The sequence below is a fragment of the Micromonospora peucetia genome (assembly GCF_900091625.1).
Taxonomy (GTDB): domain Bacteria; phylum Actinomycetota; class Actinomycetes; order Mycobacteriales; family Micromonosporaceae; genus Micromonospora; species Micromonospora peucetia.
Genome location: NZ_FMIC01000002.1, coordinates 548814 through 567295, shown reverse-complemented (window position 1 = coordinate 567295; position 18482 = coordinate 548814). Strand labels below are relative to the sequence as shown.

The following is an 18482-nucleotide window of genomic DNA, read 5'->3' as shown; positions in this document are numbered from 1 at the left end:
GCGACACCCTCATGGTCAACGACTTTCCCGGTTAAGCATTCGTTGACACTGTCAAAACTGGCCCGTACGGTGGCGTCACTTATCCGGTTCAGTCAACGTCTCTCGATGTCGGGAGCGTTCCCATCTGGCGCGGAGGATGACATGAGACGGTCCTTGACGCACTGGGTCAGGACGGCCGCGGTCGGCGCGGTCAGCCTGGTCATGGTCGCGGCGTGCAGTGGCAACAGCGGGGGTGGCGGCGGCTCCCGGGCCGACGGCCCCGTCAGCCTGAAAATCAACTTCTGGGGTGACTTCGGGCTCGACGAACTCAAGAAGAAGTACGAGGACGCCAACCCGAACGTCAAGATCAGCCTGAACACCGGCGAGTACAACGCCCAGCACGAGGACCTGCAGAAGAAGCTCATCGCCGGCTCCGGCGCGCCGGACATCGCCGCCGTCGACGAGGGCTTCGTCGTCCAGTTCCGCGGCCAAGCCGACAAGTTCGTCAACCTGCTCGACAAGGGCGCCGGCACGTATGAGCAGAAGTACCTGCCCTGGAAGTGGACGCAGACCCTGACGCCCGACGGCAAGACCCAGATCGGCCTCGGCACCGACGTCGGCGGCCTGGCCATGTGCTATCGCACCGACCTGTTCAAGGCCGCCGGGCTACCCACCGAGCGCGACCAGGTCTCCGCGCTCTGGCCCACCTGGGACAGCTTCATCCAGGTCGGTCAGCGGTACACCGCCAAGAGCGGCAAGAAGTTCATCGACTCCGGCACCAACATCTTCAACCCGGTCCTCGGGCAGCAGCCCGTCGGTTTCTACGACGAGAGCGACGCGCTGAAGATGGACGGCGGCCCGAAGGTCGCCTTCGACGTGGCGGCCCGGACCGTCGCCGCCGACCTCTCGGCCAACCTTGCCGCGTTCTCGCCCGAGTGGAACAGCGGCTTCGTCAAGGGCAACTTCGCCGTGCTCGCCTGCCCGGCCTGGATGCAGGGGCACATCAAGAACACCGCCCCCGGCACCAGCGGCAAGTGGGACGTGGCCGCGATCCCCGGCGGCGGCGGAAACTGGGGCGGCTCGTTCCTGACCATCCCCAAGCAGGGCAAGAACGTCGACGCTGCATACAAGTTCGTGGAGTGGCTCGTCCAGCCCGAGCAGCAGATCGAGATCTTCAAGAAGGTCGGCAACCTGCCCTCGCAGCCGGCGCTCTACCAGGACCCGGCGATCAGGGACTTCACCAACCCCTTCTTCAACAACGCCCCGGTCGGCCAGATCTTCTCGAAGACGGCGGAGAACCTGACCCCGCAGTACCTCGGCAAGAAGAACGGCCCGACCCGGGTGGCGGTGGAGAACGTGCTCAACCGGCTGGCCACCGGAAACCTGAAGGGCAAAACCGACCAGGCGTGGACCGAGGCGGTCAAGGAAGCCGAGAAGGCCGCCAAGTCCTGACCGTACGCCGGTCGGGGCGGGCCGCCGCCGAGCCCCGTCCCGACCGGCCGTCCCGCCCGGTCCCCTGGAGGTGCCCCGATGTCCACCACCCGTGCCGCCCCCGCAGCCCCCCAATCCGGCCGGGACGCCGACACGTCGGTTGACCGCCGCAGCCGCCGACCCGAGCCGGGCCGCTGGCGCAACCGGCTGTACCGCTTCGACGTGCGCTACGCGCCGTACCTGCTGATCGCCCCGTTCTTCCTGCTCTTCGCGGTCTTCGGGCTCTTCCCGATCGTGTTCAACGGCGTCGTCGCGCTGCGCCACTGGCGGCTCGACGACCCGGCGCTCACCGGCTGGGCCGGGCTGGAGAACTTCAGCCGCCTCTTCACCGACGACGACTTCTTCAACGCGCTCGCCAACACCTTCGGCATCTTCCTGCTCTCCACCGTGCCCCAACTGCTGCTGGCGCTGATCGTCGCGTCGCTGCTGAACCGGAAGCTACGGGCCCAGACCTGGTTCCGGGTGGGAGTGCTGCTGCCGTACATCACCCCGGTGACCGCCTCCACGCTGATCTTCTCCGTGGTCTTCGCCCGGGACACCGGCATCGCCAACTGGGCGCTGTCGCTGCTCGGCATCGGCGGGACCGAGCCGATCGACTGGCGGTCCGCCAAGTGGTCCTCCTGGATCGCCATCGCCACCATGGTCAACTGGAAGTGGATCGGCTACAACGCGCTGCTCTACCTGGCCGCCATGCAGTCCATCCCGCGCGACGTCTACGAGGCCGCCGCCGTCGACGGCGCCGGGCCGTGGCGCCAACTGTGGCGGATCACCGTGCCGATGATCCGGCCGGTGGTCATCTTCACCGTCGTGCTCTCCACCATCGGCGGCCTGCAACTGTTCACCGAGCCGATGCTCTTCGACTCCAACCCGGCCCTGGGCCTCGGCGGCGACGACGGGCAGTGGCAGACCGTCGCGCAGCTCATCTACAAGGTCGGCTGGCGGGACCTGAACCTCGGCTACGCCGCCGCCATGTCGTGGGCCCTCTTCCTGGTCATCCTGATCGTCGCGGCGGTCAACGCCCTGGTCACCAACCGCCTGGGCGGTGGAAGAAAATGAGCGCTTCGAACTCCCGGCGGGCGGCGCTGATGGGGCGGGCGCCGCAGCACCTGCCCGGCAGCGTCCGGACCTACCTGTTCCTGAGCGTCGTGATCGCGTTCTCGGCGTTCCCGCTCTACTGGATGTTCGTCATCGCCACGAACACCGACGAGGCGCTGGCGAAGATCCCGCCGCAGGTGCTGCCCGGCGGGCAGCTCGTCACCAACCTGCGGGAGGTCTTCTCCATGCAGGACGTGTTCTTCCTCCAGTCGCTCGGCAACAGCGTGATCGTGTCGACGGTGGTGACCGCCTCGGTGCTCTTCTTCTGCTCGCTGGCCGGCTTCGCCTTCGCCAAGCTGCGGTTCAAGGGGCGTAACGCGCTGATGGTCATGGTCATCCTGACCATGACGGTGCCGAACCAGCTCGGCGTCGTCGCGCTCTACATCCTGATGGGTCGGATGCCCGGCGAGGGCGGCTGGAACGGCACCCTTCTCGCGGTGATCGTGCCCGGCCTGGTCAGCGCGTTCGGCGTCTTCTACATGCGGCAGTTCATCCTCGACGCGGTGCCCGACGAGCTGGTCGAGGCCGCGCGGATGGACGGCGCGAGCACCATGCGGATCTTCTGGAGCGTGGTGGTGCCGGCGGTCCGGCCCGCCATGGCGGTGCTCGGCCTGCTGACGTTCGTCGCCACCTGGAACGAGTTCCAGTGGCCGCTGATCACCCTTGGCGGCACCGACTACCCGACCTCGATGGTCGCCCTCTCCGACCTCGCCAGCGGCAACTACGTGCTGTACCGGCGGGTACTGGCCGGCGCCCTGGTCGCCACCCTCCCGCTGCTGGTGATGCTCTTCATCGGCGGCCGTCAGATCGTCCGCGGAATCATGGAAGGTGCGGTGAAGTCGTGACCCGGCGAGCGTTGCACGAGGGCTGGACCCTGCGGGCGGTACCCGGACCGCAGGTACCGGCCGGGATCGCGGGCCGCGCGGTGCCGGCCACCGTCCCCGGCTGCGTGCACACCGACCTGCTCGCCGCCGGCCTGATCCTCGACCCGTACCTGGACGACAACGAGAAGGCGCTGGCCTGGATCGGCCGCACCGACTGGGTCTACGAGACCACCTTCGCCCACGAGCCGTGCGCCGACGAGCGGGTCGACCTGGTCTGCGCCGGCCTGGACACCGTCGCCACGCTCACCCTCAACGGCACCGAGGTCGGCCGCACGGAGAACATGCACCGTGGCTATCGCTTCGACGTCCGGTCCTCGCTGGTCGCCGGCTCCAACACCCTCGGCGTACGCCTCGACTCCGCCTACCGTTACGCCGAGGCGCACCGGGACCGGCTCGGGGACCGGCCGAACGCCTACCCGGAGCCGTTCCCGTTCATCCGCAAGATGGCCTGCAACTTCGGCTGGGACTGGGGGCCGACCCTGGTCACCGCCGGCATCTGGCAGGAGATCGGGCTGCACGCCTGGTCCACCGCCCGGCTGGCCGCCGTACGTCCCCTGGTGACCGTCGAGGCCGGCGACGGCCGGGTGGAGTTGCACGTCGACATCGAGCGGGCCGGGGGCGCTCCGCTTACCGTGCGGGCTGGGGACGCTCCGCTCACCGTGCGGGCGACCGTCTCCGGCGCGACGGCCGAGGCGACGATCCCGGCCGGGGAGCACACTGCCGTGCTCGTCCTCACCGTCGCCGACCCCGCGCTGTGGTGGCCCCGGGGGTACGGCGAGCAGCGCCGCTACGAGCTGGCGGTGACCCTGTGCGGGCCGGACGGGGAACGCCTGGACGACTGGTCGCGGCGGGTCGGCTTTCGGTCGGTGCGCCTCGACACCACCCCCGACGCGCACGGCACGCCGTTCGCCCTGCACGTCAACGACACCCCGGTCTTCGTCCGGGGCGTCAACTGGATCCCCGACGACGCCTTCCCCACCCGGATCACCCGGGACCGGCTGGCGCACCGGTTCGACCAGGCCGCCGGGGCGAACATCAACCTGCTGCGCGTCTGGGGCGGCGGCCGGTACGAGTCGGACGACTTCTACGACCTGGCCGACGAGGCGGGGCTGCTGGTGCAGCAGGACTTCCTCTTCGCCTGCGCCGCCTATCCCGAGGAGGAACCGTTCGGCGCGGAGGTGGCCGCCGAGGCCGCCGAGCAGGTGCTCCGGCTCGCACCGCACCCGTCGCTGGTGCTCTGGACCGGCAACAACGAGAACATCTGGGGCTGGCACGACTGGGACTGGCAGGAGCCCCTCGCCGGGCGCACCTGGGGGCGCGGCTACTACCTGGACCTGCTGCCCCGCATCGTCGGCGAGTTGGACCCGACGCGGCCGTACTGGCCGGGCAGCCCGTGGTCGGGCAGCGAGGAGATCCACCCCAACGACCCGGCGCATGGCACCACGCACATCTGGGACGTCTGGAACACCGACGACTACACCAAATACCGCGAGTACGTGCCACGCTTCGTCGCCGAGTTCGGCTACCAGGCCCCACCCGCGTACGCGACGCTGCGCCGGGCCCTGTCGGACCAGCCCCTCGCGCCCGACTCGCCCGGCATGGCGCACCACCAGAAGGCCATCGACGGGGACGCCAAACTCCGGCGGGGCCTCGACGCCCACCTGCCGGAGCCGGCGGACTTCGACGACTGGCACTGGCTGACCCAGCTCAACCAGGCGCGCGCCATCCAGCTCGCGGTGGAGCACTTCCGCTCCCACCGGGACGTCTGCGCGGGCACCATCGTCTGGCAGCTCAACGACTGCTGGCCGGTGACCTCCTGGTCGGCCGTCGACGGCGACGGCCGCCGCAAACCGCTGTGGTACGCGCTGCGCCGGGCGTACGCGGACCGACTGCTGACCGTCCAGCCCCGCGAGGGTGGGCTGGCCTTGGTGGCGGTCAACGACGGGTCGACCCCGTGGCGGGCGACCGCCTCGGTGAGCCGGCTGACCCTGACCGGCGAGCCACGGGCCAAGACCACGCTGGAGCTGGACGTCCCCGCGTACTCCTCGGTGACGCTGGCACTGCCGGCTGAGCTGGCGCGGCCGGAGCAGGCCCGCCGCGAGCTGCTGGTGGCCGAGGCGGGCGGCACGGAGCGCGTCGTCGGTCACCTCGGAGACGGGCGCGGGGAGCGGGCGCTCTGGTTCTTCGCCGAGGACCGCGACGCGGACCGACCGGCGGCCCGGTACGACGCGACGGTCGAGTCAATCGACGGCGGGCAGCAGGTCCGGGTCACCGCCCGGACGGTGCTGCGCGACCTGACCCTCTTCCCGGACCGGCTGGACCCGGCGGCCGAGGTAGACGAGGCACTGGTCACCCTGCTGCCGGGTGAGTCGGCCACCTTCACCGTGCGCTGCGACGCGCCGCTGGACCCGGCAGCGCTGACCGCCCGACCCGTGCTGCGCTGCGTCAACGACATCATCACCGACTGACCCGGCGGCCCCCTCCCCGGTGCTGCGACGGAGATCTTGGCAGGAAACGGCCCCCGGAGGGGCCATCCCTGACCAAGATCTTCGGTCGTGCTGCCAGAGGCGGGGCGGATCAGGCAGCGGCGGCGGGTGAAGCTACGTACGCGGCGCGTGTCCGGTTGGAGCCGGCTGGTCGTTCCTGGGCAGCTCAAGCGACCCCGACGGCAGGCGGCCCGGTCCCTGGGGGAAGGATCTACCAAGATCGGGTTACCGCTGTGGTGGGAGCCCGACCTGCGTCCAACGCCGCACCACCCAGGGGAGAAGCATGATCGCGGAGCACATTCGTGACGCGTCGGCCACGGCCGTGGTGTTCGGCTTCTTCGCGTCCAGCTGGTTCGGTTGGGCCCAGGACGCGCCGCCCAGGAGTTGGCGACCGTTCCTCGGCGTCGGATCGGTGCTCTCGCTGCTCACCGCGATTGCCGGCGGGATCCTCACCTGGCGGCGCTGGGCCGAACCGACGGCCTTCGACGCCGACACCAGTCCCACCTTCGGCATCGTCGTGGGCATAGAGTTCGGCGTCGCGGCACTCGGTGCCGGGCTGCTCGCCCTGCGGCGTCGACGGGACCTGATCCCGGTCTGGGTCGCCCTCGTGGTGGGCGTGCACCTGTTCCCGGTCGCGACGCTGATCGACTACCCGCTGATTCACGTGGTCGCCGCCCTGGTGACGGCGGTGGCGCTGGCGGCGGCTCCGGTGGCCCGGGCCCGCGCCGTCGCGGTGAGCGCGGTGGTCGGCCTCGGCACCGGCGCGGTGTTGCTCGTGGCCGCGGTGTCCTCGCTGGTCATCGCCCTGGTCGGGTACTGAGGCAGGCGGCCCCCTGCCGCACGCCGGAGCGGCGGCAGGGGCCATCCCACGCCTACTCCGGGACGCGACGGTAGGCGCCGTCGCTGGCCGAGGTGGCCATCGAGGCGTACGCGCGCAGCGCCGCCGACACCGGCCGCTGCCGGTCGACCGGCGTGTACGGCTTGTCGCGCTTCTCCTGGGCGATCCGGCGGGCTTCCAGCACCTCGGGGGCCACGTTCAGCTCGATCGACCGGGCCGGGATGTCGATGACGATCTCGTCGCCGGGCTCGACGAGGGCGATCAGCCCGCCGGAGGCCGCCTCCGGGGAGGCGTGTCCGATGGAGAGCCCAGAGGTGCCGCCGGAGAAACGGCCGTCGGTGAGCAGCGCGCAGGACCGGCCCAGCCCCCGGCCCTTGAGGAACGAGGTGGGGTAGAGCATCTCCTGCATGCCGGGGCCGCCCTTCGGCCCCTCGTAGCGGATCACCACCACGTCGCCGGCGACGATCCGCTTGTTGAGGATCGCCTCGACGGCGTCGTCCTGGGATTCGTAGACCTTGGCGGGACCCCGGAACGTCAGGCACTCCTCGGGCACCCCGGCGGTCTTCACCACACAACCTTCCGGCGCCAGGTTGCCGTGCAGGATGGCCAGCCCGCCGTCCACGCTGTAGGCGTGGGCGAGGTCCCGCACGCAACCCCCGGCGGCGTCGGTGTCCAGCGACGACCAGCGGTTGGTGGTGGAGAACGGCTCGGTGGTGCGCACCCCGCCGGGGGCGGCGTGGAACAGTTCGGTCGCCTCCGGCGTCGCCGACCCGCCCCGGACGTCCCAGTCGGCGAGCCAGCGCTCCAGGCTGGGGGAGTGCACCGCGTGCACGTCCCGGTTGAGCAGGCCGGCGCGGTCCAGTTCGCCGAGGAGGGCCGGGATTCCGCCGGCCCGGTGCACGTCCTCCATGTGGTACTGCGGGGAGTTCGGCGCGACCTTGGACAGGCAGGGCACCCGGCGGGAGATGGCGTCGATGTCGGCGACGTCGAAGTCCATCTCGGCCTCGCGGGCGGCGGCGAGCAGGTGCAGGATCGTGTTGGTCGAGCCGCCCATCGCCACGTCCAGGGCGACGGCGTTGTCGAACGCGGCCCGGCTGGCGACGGCGCGCGGCAGCACCGAGGCGTCGTCGTCGTCGTACCACCGCTTGGCGATCTCCACGGCGGTGCGGCCGGCCTCGACGAAGAGCGACCGGCGCGCGGCGTGGGTGGCCAGCGTCGAGCCGTTGCCCGGCAGGGCCAGGCCGATCGCCTCGGTGAGGCAGTTCATCGAGTTGGCGGTGAACATGCCGGAGCAGGAACCGCAGGTCGGGCAGGCCGAGCGCTCGATCTCGCCGAGCTGGTCGTCGGTGACCGCCTCGTTGGAGGAGGCGATCATGGCGTCGATCAAGTCGATCTTGGAGTGCACGATCCCTTCGATCGCCACCGTCTTGCCGGCCTCCATCGGGCCGCCGGAGACGAAGACGGCCGGGATGTTCAGCCTCAGGGCGGCCAGCAGCATGCCTGGGGTGATCTTGTCGCAGTTGGAGATGCAGACCAGGGCGTCGGCGCAGTGCGCGTTGACCATGTACTCGACCGCGTCGGCGATCAGCTCCCGGCTGGGCAGGGAATAGAGCATGCCGCCGTGGCCCATGGCGATGCCGTCGTCCACGGCGATGGTGTTGAACTCGCGGCCCACCCCGCCGGCCTCGGCCACCGCGTCGGCGACCAGGCCGCCCATGTCCTTGAGGTGCACGTGACCGGGTACGAACTGGGTGAAGCTGTTGGCGATGGCGACGATCGGCTTGCCGAAGTCGTCGTCGGTCATCCCGGTGGCCCGCCAGAGGGCCCGGGCGCCGGCCATCATCCGACCGTGGGTGGAGGTCTTCGACCGCAGCTCAGGCATGCCCACCAGTGTTACACCGCCGCCGGGGCGGCCGTCCGCAGTGCGTGCCGTGTCCCAAAGGATGCACACCCGGGGCACCACGCGGGGCGCGCATCCGGCACAGTTGAGGCGTGCGGTTCCCCCCGGTCATGGTCGCGGCCGTGGTGCTGTGCGGGCTGGTCGCCGCGGCGGCCACCACGCTGTCGGCCGCCGACGCCCGACGCCGCACCGGCCCGCACCGCCAGGCGTACGCGCTGCTCGCCGCCGCGTCCGGGGTGGCGCTGGTCACCCTGCTGCTCGGGGTGGCCGTGGCGCTTTCCACCGCCGGGCACGAGGGGCCCCCGCCGGACCGGCGCACCGGCCTGGCCGGCATCGTCTCGATCGGCACGGCGGTCACCGGGCTGATCTTCTCCGCCGGGCTGCTCCGGCTGCCCGGCGTGGCCTCCACCGCGGCTGCCACGGCCCGGCTGGCGCTCGACGGCCTGGTGATGGCGGCGGCGTTCTGGTTCGTCGGCTGGGTGCTCTTCTCCGAGCCGACCCGGCTGCTCGGCGACGCCACCCCGGTGGCCTGCGCGCCCATTCTGCTCGCCACGGTCAGCGCGGCCGTGACCGCCGGGCTCGCCCTGATCGTGGCGTTCCGCGCCCCGCCGTCGCGTCGTCGAGCCGGCTGGCTCGGCGCCGGGGCCACCGCCGTGACCTGCGGCGGGCTCGGCATCGCCAGCGGCCTCTGCCAGGCCGGTCCGGGCGTGGTGCTGGTCGGGGCGGGAGCGCTCGCCGCCGGCCTGCTCGCCGCCGCGCTGGCCGCCCGCCGGCTGGACGCGGTGGCCCAGGCGTCCCTCGACCTGATCCGCCGCGACGGCGCGTACGCGTTCGTCCCGATGTTCGCCATGGCCGCCTCGGCGATGTACCACCTGCTCCAGGACGGCCGGTTCGACGCGCTCGGCATCGTCGCCGGCAGCGTGGAGGGCTTCGCCCTGGTGACCCGGCAATATCTGACGCTGCGCGACGTGCGCGGCTATGCCCGACGGCTGGCCGAGCGTGAGGCGCACTTCCGCGAGCTGGCGCACACCGACCAGCTGACCGCGCTGGCCAACCGGCGAGGGCTGTTGCAGTCGCTGCACCGGTGTGCCGAGGCCGGCGCCCCCTGCGTCCTGCTCGGTCTCGATCTCGACGGATTCAAGCACGTCAACGACATGCGCGGCCACGACGTCGGCGACGCGGTGCTGGCCGAGGTGGGCGAGCGACTGCGCGCCAACCTGCGCCCCGGTGACGTGGCGGCCCGGCTCGGCGGTGACGAGTTCGCGGTGCTGATGCACGGCTGCCCGGCTGACGCGGACCGGGTCGCCGAGCGCCTGCTCGGCGTGCTCGGACGCGGCTACGACCAGCCGGAGGGGCCGGTCTTCCTGTCGGTGAGCATCGGCGTGGCCGGCTGGGCCGGCGAGCCCGACGTGGAGCTGCTGCTGCGCCACGCCGACCTGGCGCTGCGCTACGCCAAGCAACGCGGAAAGAACCGGATCGAGCGCTACGACGCCGCGTACGACCAACTGCTGCGCCGGCGCACCACGCTCGAACACGAGCTGCGCGGCGCGATCGAGCGCGACGAACTGCGCCTGGTGTTCCAGCCGGTGGCCTCGCTGCCCTCGGTGCGACCGGTCGGCGCGGAGGCACTGCTGCGCTGGCGCCATCCGGTGCTGGGCAAGGTCGGCCCGGACGAGTTCATCCCGTTGGCCGAGGAGTGCGGGATGATCGCCAAGCTGGGCGCCTGGGTGCTGCACCAGGCGTGCCACCAGCTGTCCCGCTGGCTGGCCGACGGTCACGACGTCTGGGTCTCGGTCAACGTGTCCCCCCGTGAGCTGCACGCCCCGGAGTACGTGGTCCAGGTCGCCGAGGCGCTGCGCGCCCACCACGTGCCGCCGCAGCGACTGGTGCTGGAGGTCACGGAGCACGCCGTCGCGACGGATCTGGACGAGCTGATCCGGCGGTTGACGGCGTTGCGGCGGACCGGCGTACGGATCGCGCTGGACGACTTCGGCGCCGGCTACTCCTCGCTCGGGCAGCTGCGCCGCCTGCCGATCGACATTCTCAAGATCGACCACGGGCTGGTCGCCGAGCACGAGCCGGTGCGGCCGGTGGGCAGGGACGGCCCGGCGTTCGCGCCGATGGTCGACATCGTCATGCGGCTCGGCCACCAGCTCGGCCTGGAGGTCATCGCCGAGGGGGTGACCACGCCGACCGAACTGGCCGCCGTGGTTGCCGCCGGCTGCCGGTTCGGCCAGGGGGCACTCTTCGGCTGGGGCGTGCCGGCCGAGCACCTGGAGGCGATGCTGGAGGCGGCCACGCCGGCCGGCGCCCGCCGGGCCCCGACCCTGACCCCGACCCCGGCACCGCCCGGCCCGCCCGCGTCGCCGCCGCCCCGGCGGTTGCCGACGCTGCCCGCCCTGCGCCGGTCTGAGCAGGGGTCCGCGCAGGTGGAACGGGGTTCCTAGGCACCCGGACGGGTGAAAAACGATGATCCGTTAACCAACATGTGGGATCAGTTGACTCATCGCGTGAGATACGTCAGGCTGGTTCGCATGTCGTCGTACCGGTCGCTGCGAGTACTTACCTGAGCGCACTCTCCCACCGAGAGTGCGCTGGCCCCGTGCATCCTGCACGTGGGCTTTTTTGTTGCCGTCGGACCCACCGGCGCGGGCGAGGTAGCCCGCGTCACACCGCTCGAAACAGCCTGAACCACTCCAGCCGAAGGCTTTGAACCGCCATGACGAGACCCACGCCAGAGACACTCGCCCACTCCGCCCGGCGGGCCCGCACGTCCGCCGAGCCCGCGAGCGACGCCGAGCCCGCCGGCACCGCCCGCGCCGCGGCCACCCCGGCCGTCCCGGGGGTACGCACACCCGCCCCGGCCCAGGTCAGCGGCGCCGGTTCGCTCGTGCGGTCCCTTGAGGCGCTCGGCGTCGATGTCGTCTTCGGCATCCCGGGCGGCGCGATCCTGCCGGCGTACGACCCGCTCTACGACTCGACGGTCCGGCACATCCTGGTCCGCCACGAGCAGGGCGCCGGGCACGCGGCGACGGGCTACGCCCAGGCGACCGGCCGGGTGGGGGTCTGCATGGCCACCTCCGGTCCCGGCGCGACGAACCTGGTCACCCCGATCGCCGACGCGTACATGGACTCGGTGCCGATCGTGGCCATCACCGGTCAGGTCGCACGGCCCTCGATCGGCACGGACGCCTTCCAGGAGGCGGACATCCAGGGCATCACCCTGCCGATCACCAAGCACAACTTCCTGGTGCAGGAGGCCGAGGAGATCCCCCGGGTGCTGGCCGAGGCGTTCCACCTGGCGGCCACCGGCCGGCCCGGGCCGGTCCTGGTCGACATCCCCAAGGACGTCCTCCAGGCGCCCACCACCTTCACCTGGCCGCCGACGCTGGACCTGCCCGGCTACCGGCCGACCCTGCACCCGCACGGCAAGCAGATCCGCGAGGCGGCCCGGCTGATGGCCACCGCCCGGCGCCCGGTGCTCTACGTCGGCGGTGGTGTGCTGAAGGCCGGTGCCACCGAGGGGCTGCGCCGGCTGGCCGAGCTGACCGGGATCCCGGTGGTCACCACGCTGATGGCGCTCGGCGCGTTCCCCGACTCGCACCCGCAGCACCTGGGCATGCCCGGCATGCACGGCACGGTCTCCGCGGTCTACGGCCTGCAGAAGGCAGACCTGATCGTGGCCCTGGGCGCCCGCTTCGACGACCGGGTCACCGGCAGGCTGGACTCGTTCGCCCCGGACGCGGCGGTGGTGCACGCCGACATCGACCCGGCCGAGATCGGTAAGAACCGGCATGCGGACGTCCCGATCGTCGGCGACGCCCGCAACGTCATCGACGAGCTGATCGCGGCGGTGACCACCGAGCAGGCGGCCGGCCGGCGGGTCGACCTGGCCGACTGGTGGACCCAGCTCGACGACCTGCGCAAGCGGTACCCGCTGGGCTACGAGGAGCCGTCCGACGGCACTCTCTCCCCGCAGTACGTGATCAAGCGGCTCGGTGAGCTCGTCGGCCCGGACGCGGTCTACGTCGCCGGGGTCGGCCAGCACCAGATGTGGGCCTCGCAGTTCATCTCCTACGAGCAGCCGTACACCTGGTTGAACTCCGGCGGCCTCGGCACGATGGGCTACGCGGTGCCGGCGGCGATGGGCGCGAAGGTCGGCCGGCCGGACACGGTGGTGTGGGCGGTCGACGGCGACGGCTGTTTCCAGATGACCAACCAGGAGTTGGCCACCTGCGCGCTGGAGGGCATCCCGGTCAAGATCGCCGTGATCAACAACGGCAACCTCGGCATGGTGCGGCAGTGGCAGACCCTGTTCTACGGGGAGCGCTACTCCAACACCGACCTCGGCACCCACAAGCACCGCATCCCCGACTTCGTGAAGCTCGCCGAGGCGCTCGGCTGCGTGGGGCTGCGCTGCGAGAACGCCGAGGACGTCGACCGCACCATCGCGGCCGCCATGGAGATCAATGACGCCCCGGTGGTCATCGACTTCGTCGTCGGCAAGGACGCGATGGTGTGGCCGATGGTCGCCGCCGGCACCAGCAACGACGAGATCATGTTCGCCCGGGGCGTCCGCCCGGCCTTCGACGAGGATGACATGTAGTCATGACCGATCGCACCGAACGTAGTGAGGGCCATGAGGGCATGACAAGGAAGGCACAGCGATGACCATGCACACCCTGTCCGTGCTGGTGGAGAACAAGCCGGGCGTCCTGGCCCGGGTCTCCGGCCTGTTCTCCCGGCGCGGCTTCAACATCGACAGCCTCGCCGTCGGGGAGACCGAGAACCCGGACGTATCCCGGATCACCATCGTGGTCAACGCCGAGTCGTCTCCGCTGGAGCAGGTCACCAAGCAGCTCAACAAGCTGGTCAACGTGCTCAAGATCGTCGAGCTGGACCCGCAGGTCTCGGTCGCCCGGGAGTTGCTCCTGGTCAAGGTGCGCGCCGACCGCGCGGCCCGGGCCCAGGTGCTGGAGACGGTCGGCCTGTTCCGGGCCCGGGTGGTCGACGTGGCGCCGGACACGCTGACCATCGAGGCCACCGGCACCCCGGACAAGCTCGACGCGCTGCTGCGCGACCTCGAACCCTTCGGGATCAAGGAGATGGTCCAGTCCGGGCTGGTGGCGATCGGGCGCGGCTCGCGCTCCATCACCGCCGGGCCCGCGCTCCGGGCCGCCTGACCCCACCCGACCGGGCCGGCACGCGCCGGCCGAGACCGCCCGACCAGGCCGGCGTCGTACGCCACCTGGGACCGACACCGCACAGATCCACGACGGGCCGCCCGGGCCGCCGTACGAAAGGGAAATCATGAGCGTTGAGGTGTACTACGACGACGATGCCGACCTGGGCCTGATCCAGGGCCGGAAGGTCGCCGTGATCGGCTACGGCAGCCAGGGCCACGCCCACGCGCTGTCGCTGCGCGACTCCGGTGTCGACGTGGTGGTCGGTCTGCCGGAGGGCTCCAAGAGCCGGGCCAAGGCCGAGGAGCAGGGCCTGCGGGTGCTCACGCCGGCCGAGGCGTCGGCCGAGGCCGACGTCATCATGGTCCTCGCCCCGGACACCGCCCAGCGCGGCATCTACGCCGAGTCGATCGCGCCGAACCTGGCCCCCGGCAAGGCGCTCTTCTTCGGCCACGGCTTCAACATCCGCTACGGCCTGATCAAGCCGCCGGCCGACGTCGACGTGGCGATGGTCGCGCCGAAGGGCCCGGGCCACCTGGTCCGCCGCCAGTACGCCGACGGCAAGGGCGTGCCCTGCCTGGTCGCCGTCGAGCAGGACGCCAGCGGCACCGCCCTCGCCCTCGCCCTGTCGTACGCAAAGGGCATCGGCGGCACCCGGGCCGGCGTCATCCGGACCACCTTCACCGAGGAGACCGAGACCGACCTCTTCGGCGAGCAGGCGGTGCTCTGCGGCGGCGCGGCGGCGCTCGTGCAGACCGGCTTCGAGGTGCTCACCGAGGCGGGCTACGCCCCCGAGGTGGCCTACTTCGAGTGCCTGCACGAGCTGAAGCTGATCGTCGACCTCATGTATGAGGGCGGGATCGCGAAGATGCGCTACAGCATCTCCGACACGGCCGAGTACGGCGACCTCTCCCGTGGCCCGCGGGTCATCGACGCCCGGGTCAAGGAGGAGATGCGCAAGATCCTCAGCGAGGTCCAGTCCGGCGAGTTCGCCCGGGAGTGGGTGGCCGAGGACGAGGCCGGCCGGCCCAACTTCAGCAAGTGGCAGGCCGAGGGCGCGGCGCACCCGATCGAGGAGACCGGCAGCAAGCTGCGCGGGATGATGAGCTGGGTCGACCGCCCGATCACCGAGACCGCCTGACGTACACCCCGGCGGCCTGGCCCGGGCGCTCTCCCCGGCGCCCGGACCGGGCCGTCCCCCTTTCCGCACCACCACCGGCCGTCACCCGTTGTGAGGGCACTCACCCCACGGTCCGGGACCTGCCGGCCGGCCGGCCACCTACGATCGCGGGGTAGGTGCGTAGCCGGCACCTGACGGCCATGGCCCGGATCAGCACGGGGCGCAGCGCGGCGTCCCGCAGCCCCGGCCCACCGCTCTGACGACAACTACGAGGACCAATGACTCCTGTCGTACTGATCGCCGAAGAACTCGCCCCCGCCGCCATCGAGGTGCTCGCCCACGACTTCGACGTCCGCCACGTCGACGGCACGGACCGTCCGGCCCTGCTCTCGGCGCTCTCCGAGGCCGACGCCGTCATCGTGCGCAGTGCCACCCAGATCGACGCCGAGGCGATCGCCGCCGCGCCCCGGCTGAAGGTCGTCGCCCGGGCGGGCGTGGGTCTGGACAACGTCGAGGTGCCGGCCGCCACCGCGCGGGGCGTCATGGTCGTCAACGCTCCCACCTCGAACATCGTCTCCGCCGCCGAGCAGGCCCTCGCGCTGCTGCTCGCCGTGGCCCGCAACACCGCCAGCGCCAGCGCCGCGCTGAAGGCGGGGGAGTGGAAGCGGTCGAAGTACACCGGCGTCGAGATCCAGGGCAAGACCGTCGGCGTGGTCGGCCTCGGCCGCATCGGCGTGCTCTTCGCCCAGCGGATCGCCGCCTTCGGCACCCGGCTGATCGCGTACGACCCCTACATCCAGCCGGCCCGCGCGGCCCAGCTCGGCGTCCGCCTGGTGGGCCTGGAGGAGCTGCTGCGGGAGAGCGACTTCATCTCGATCCACCTGCCGAAGACCCCCGAGACCGTCGGCCTGATCGGTGAGAAGGAACTGGCCGTCGTCAAGCCGGGCGTCCGGATCATCAACGCCGCCCGGGGCGGGCTGGTCGACGAGCAGGCCCTGGCCGACGCCATCGCCGAGGGCCGGGTCGCCGGCGCCGGCGTGGACGTCTACGCCAAGGAGCCCTGCACCTCCTCGCCGCTGTTCGGCCTCGACAACGTGGTGGCCACCCCGCACCTGGGCGCCTCCACCGGCGAGGCGCAGGACAAGGCCGGCCTGGCCGTGGCCAAGAGCGTGAAGCTGGCGTTGCAGGGCGAGTTCGTGCCGGACGCCGTGAACGTGCAGGCCGGCGGCGTGGTCGCCGAGGACGTCCGGCCGCTGCTGCCGCTGGCCGAGAAGCTCGGCCGGGCCTTCACCGCCGTCGCGGGCGGGGTGGCCGCCAGCGTCACCGTCGAGGTGCGCGGCGGGATCGTCAACCACGACGTGTCGGTGCTGAAGCTCGCCGCCACCAAGGGGCTGTTCAGCTCGGTGGTCGAGGAGCAGGTCACCTACGTCAACGCCCCGCACCTCGCCGCCGAGCGCGGCGTCGAGGTCACGCTGGTCGCCCAGGCCGACACGGTCGACCAGCCCACCCTGGTCACCGTCCGCGGCGCGCTGCCCGACGGCCGTACGGTCAGCGTCTCCGGCACCGTGACGACCGCCGGCGCCCGCGACGTCATCAAGCTGACCGAGGTCGACGGCTTCGACGTGGAGATCGGCGCGGAGGGCATCCTGGTCTTCCTGCGCTACGTCGACCGTCCGGGCGTCGTCGGCACGGTCGGCACGCTGCTCGGCGAGGCCGGCGTCAACATCGCGGCGATGCAGGTGGCCCGCCGGGAGGCCGGCGGTGAGACCCTGATGACCCTCACCGTCGACCAGGCGCTCGGCGCCGACCTGCTCACCTCGGCGGCGGACTCGATCGGCGCGGTCGCGGCCAGCGCGGCGGACCTGCGCGACGAGTGACCTGAACGCACGACAGCGGGGCCCGGCGGATCCGCCGGGCCCCCTTGTCGTACGGGCCAGCGGTCAGCCGGTCAGCCGGGCCGGCGGCGGGTAGACCGAGCCGTCCTGCACGTCGAAGAGCATCAGGTCGTACGCGCCGGCCAGCCGTTCGATGTCGAGCAGCACCTGGTCCTCGCAGGTCGGGTGCAGGTTCAGCTCGACGTGGTCGTTGGCCGCGTGCAGCGGCGTCACCGCCCACGGGGTGCCCGGGCCGGCCGGCCGGTCCGGGTAGCTGTTGGTGATGGCCCGGTAGAACGCCACCACCCGCGGGTCGGGGTGGCGCTCGACGTGCTGTCCCTGCCGGCACCGCAGCACCGCCGCCCGCACGTCCTCGGGTGTCGCCCCGTCCGCCAGGGCCCACACGCTCAGGTCGAAACTCACGGCGGACAGCGTGCCATCCGCCGTTCACCGCGTCGAAATCACCCCGTCGCCGGATCGCCATGCTCCTGTTGCGACGGTCCGCTGTGGAGACCCTTGCGTTGAGTTGCGTCGATTCGCTAGCGTACCGGTGCGGTCACTGGCCGAGCTCGTGGCGTAGGCCCGTCTTCGGGTGACGAGGTCGACGTCCGGCCGGCCGGCCCGCACCCCTCGATTGCGCGAGCCACGCGCACTCGTCGCTGACCGGCCCTCACGGTCGTTGCCGAGACCGTGGGGGCCGATCGCGCGTTCGGCCGCACCCCGACGACGCGAGGCCGGGCAGCCCGGTGGACGCGGCAGCGGTGGGCTCAGCGGCGGTGGGCGAAGAGCGCGCGGTAGTCCGACCCGTTGCGGAACCAGGCCAGCCCGGCCGGCCCGGCGGCGTAGAGCGCGGTGGCGTAGGCGTCGGCGACGGCGAGGTCCGGCCCGACGACCGTCGCGGCGACCAGCTGATCGGCCGGCTCGCCGGTGTGCGGGTCCACCACGTGCCCCTGCCGGCCGCTCACCCCCGACGTGCCGACCGCACCTGCCGTCATCTCCAGCACCAGCGGCGCCCGGTGCCGGTCCGCCGGGTGGTGCACCGCCACCCGCCACGGGCCGCCGTGCGCGGCGTGCCCGCGTACGACCAGGTCGGCGCCGGTGAGCACGGCGTAGTCATGGACGCCGGCGGCGCGCAGCCGGGCGGCGGCCCGCTCCACCGCCCATCCGCCGAGCAGGCCGCCGGGGTCGAAGCCGCCGGGCACCGCCCAGGCGTCGAACCAGCCGTCGGTGGCCGCCCGCATCGCCGCGCAGCGGTCCACGAGGTCGGCCAGCGGCGGGTACGAGTCGGGGCTGATCTCGCCCCGGCGCAGCCGGGAGACCAGGCTTTCCGGCCGGGCCGGACCGTAGGTGAGGTCGATGGCCCGCAGTTCCGCCACCGCGTCCCGCAGCGCCTCCCCGACGCCGCGATGGCCCAGCCACTCGGGGGCGTTGAGCATCAACGAGTATTCCGCCGTCGAGGTCCGCACGGTGTGTTGGACGGCGATCCGGTCCCCGCTGACCGTGCCGGGCCGGTCCATGCGGTGGCTGCGGGCGCCGAGCCGCAGGTCCGGCCGGCGCGGCTGGAAGGCCGACTGGTCCACCCAGCGGGTCCGTGGCTGCTGGTCGATCCGCATGACGCTGCTCCCTTGCTGA

At 71.9% G+C, this 18482-nt stretch carries 13 protein-coding genes; 10 read left to right on the top strand and 3 right to left on the bottom strand.

The window, feature by feature from the left end; all coding sequences use genetic code 11:
- Window positions 1-141: 141 nt before the first annotated feature.
- The 5 genes from GA0070608_RS03050 to GA0070608_RS03030 all read left to right on the top strand — a co-directional run bounded on the left by GA0070608_RS03050 (window position 142) and on the right by GA0070608_RS03030 (window position 6755).
- The gene (locus GA0070608_RS03050) at window positions 142-1431 is read left to right on the top strand and encodes an ABC transporter substrate-binding protein (RefSeq protein ID WP_091621250.1); all 1290 of its coding nucleotides are present in this window, start codon (window positions 142-144) and stop codon (window positions 1429-1431) included.
- A 78-nt stretch (window positions 1432-1509) separates the two neighbouring features.
- A complete protein-coding gene (locus GA0070608_RS03045) occupies window positions 1510-2526 on the top strand; it encodes a carbohydrate ABC transporter permease (protein WP_091621247.1) in 1017 nt (338 codons plus the stop codon).
- Window positions 2527-2555: 29 nt separating this feature from the next.
- Complete coding sequence (locus GA0070608_RS03040; RefSeq protein WP_411970807.1) at window positions 2556-3410, top strand: carbohydrate ABC transporter permease; 855 nt, start codon at window positions 2556-2558, stop codon at window positions 3408-3410.
- Window positions 3407-5917, top strand: coding sequence for a glycoside hydrolase family 2 protein (locus GA0070608_RS03035; RefSeq protein WP_091621242.1), 2511 nt, complete (start codon window positions 3407-3409; stop codon window positions 5915-5917). The genes GA0070608_RS03040 and GA0070608_RS03035 overlap by 4 nt, the downstream gene beginning before the upstream one ends.
- Before the next feature lie 301 nt (window positions 5918-6218).
- The gene (locus GA0070608_RS03030) at window positions 6219-6755 is read left to right on the top strand and encodes a hypothetical protein (protein ID WP_091621240.1); all 537 of its coding nucleotides are present in this window, start codon (window positions 6219-6221) and stop codon (window positions 6753-6755) included.
- Between the two features lie 52 nt (window positions 6756-6807).
- Here the strand turns inward: GA0070608_RS03030 and ilvD are convergent, their stop codons facing one another.
- Window positions 6808-8655, bottom strand: coding sequence for a dihydroxy-acid dehydratase (ilvD, locus tag GA0070608_RS03025; protein WP_091621238.1), 1848 nt, complete (start codon window positions 8653-8655; stop codon window positions 6808-6810).
- 128 nt (window positions 8656-8783) lie between these two features.
- Between ilvD and GA0070608_RS03020 the strand changes: the two genes are divergently transcribed.
- From GA0070608_RS03020 to serA, 5 genes are all read left to right on the top strand, one after another.
- Window positions 8784-11120, top strand: a complete 2337-nt coding sequence (locus GA0070608_RS03020) for a putative bifunctional diguanylate cyclase/phosphodiesterase (RefSeq protein ID WP_091621235.1) — start codon at window positions 8784-8786, stop codon at window positions 11118-11120.
- Between the two features lie 272 nt (window positions 11121-11392).
- Window positions 11393-13279, top strand: coding sequence for an acetolactate synthase large subunit (locus GA0070608_RS03015; protein ID WP_091621233.1), 1887 nt, complete (start codon window positions 11393-11395; stop codon window positions 13277-13279).
- Window positions 13280-13340: 61 nt separating this feature from the next.
- Window positions 13341-13856: an acetolactate synthase small subunit gene (ilvN, locus tag GA0070608_RS03010; RefSeq protein ID WP_091096900.1), complete on the top strand. Its 516-nt coding sequence runs from the start codon at window positions 13341-13343 to the stop codon at window positions 13854-13856.
- Window positions 13857-13983: 127 nt separating this feature from the next.
- Window positions 13984-14997, top strand: a complete 1014-nt coding sequence (gene ilvC / locus GA0070608_RS03005; RefSeq protein ID WP_091621231.1) for a ketol-acid reductoisomerase — start codon at window positions 13984-13986, stop codon at window positions 14995-14997.
- Window positions 14998-15254: 257 nt separating this feature from the next.
- A complete protein-coding gene (serA, locus tag GA0070608_RS03000; protein WP_091621229.1) occupies window positions 15255-16853 on the top strand; it encodes a phosphoglycerate dehydrogenase in 1599 nt (532 codons plus the stop codon).
- Between the two features lie 63 nt (window positions 16854-16916).
- Here the strand turns inward: serA and GA0070608_RS02995 are convergent, their stop codons facing one another.
- A complete protein-coding gene (locus GA0070608_RS02995; protein WP_091621227.1) occupies window positions 16917-17273 on the bottom strand; it encodes a hypothetical protein in 357 nt (118 codons plus the stop codon).
- Window positions 17274-17617: 344 nt separating this feature from the next.
- A complete protein-coding gene (locus GA0070608_RS02990; RefSeq protein ID WP_091621224.1) occupies window positions 17618-18463 on the bottom strand; it encodes an FAD:protein FMN transferase in 846 nt (281 codons plus the stop codon).
- Between the last annotated feature and the right edge of the window lie 19 nt (window positions 18464-18482).

Bases quoted from the DNA above. Each gene is read 5' to 3' on its own strand.
- GA0070608_RS03040 (WP_411970807.1), top strand. From the start codon at position 2,556: ATGGGGCGGGCGCCGCAGCACCTGCCCGGCAGCGTCCGGACCTACCTG.
- GA0070608_RS03030 (WP_091621240.1), top strand. From the start codon at position 6,219: ATGATCGCGGAGCACATTCGTGACGCGTCGGCCACGGCCGTGGTGTTC.
- GA0070608_RS03050 (WP_091621250.1), top strand. From the start codon at position 142: ATGAGACGGTCCTTGACGCACTGGGTCAGGACGGCCGCGGTCGGCGCG.
- GA0070608_RS03020 (WP_091621235.1), top strand. From the start codon at position 8,784: ATGGTCGCGGCCGTGGTGCTGTGCGGGCTGGTCGCCGCGGCGGCCACC.
- GA0070608_RS03015 (WP_091621233.1), top strand. From the start codon at position 11,393: ATGACGAGACCCACGCCAGAGACACTCGCCCACTCCGCCCGGCGGGCC.
- ilvC (WP_091621231.1), top strand. From the start codon at position 13,984: ATGAGCGTTGAGGTGTACTACGACGACGATGCCGACCTGGGCCTGATC.
- ilvN (WP_091096900.1), top strand. From the start codon at position 13,341: ATGACCATGCACACCCTGTCCGTGCTGGTGGAGAACAAGCCGGGCGTC.
- GA0070608_RS02990 (WP_091621224.1), bottom strand. From the start codon at position 18,463: ATGCGGATCGACCAGCAGCCACGGACCCGCTGGGTGGACCAGTCGGCC.
- ilvD (WP_091621238.1), bottom strand. From the start codon at position 8,655: ATGCCTGAGCTGCGGTCGAAGACCTCCACCCACGGTCGGATGATGGCC.
- GA0070608_RS03045 (WP_091621247.1), top strand. From the start codon at position 1,510: ATGTCCACCACCCGTGCCGCCCCCGCAGCCCCCCAATCCGGCCGGGAC.
- serA (WP_091621229.1), top strand. From the start codon at position 15,255: ATGACTCCTGTCGTACTGATCGCCGAAGAACTCGCCCCCGCCGCCATC.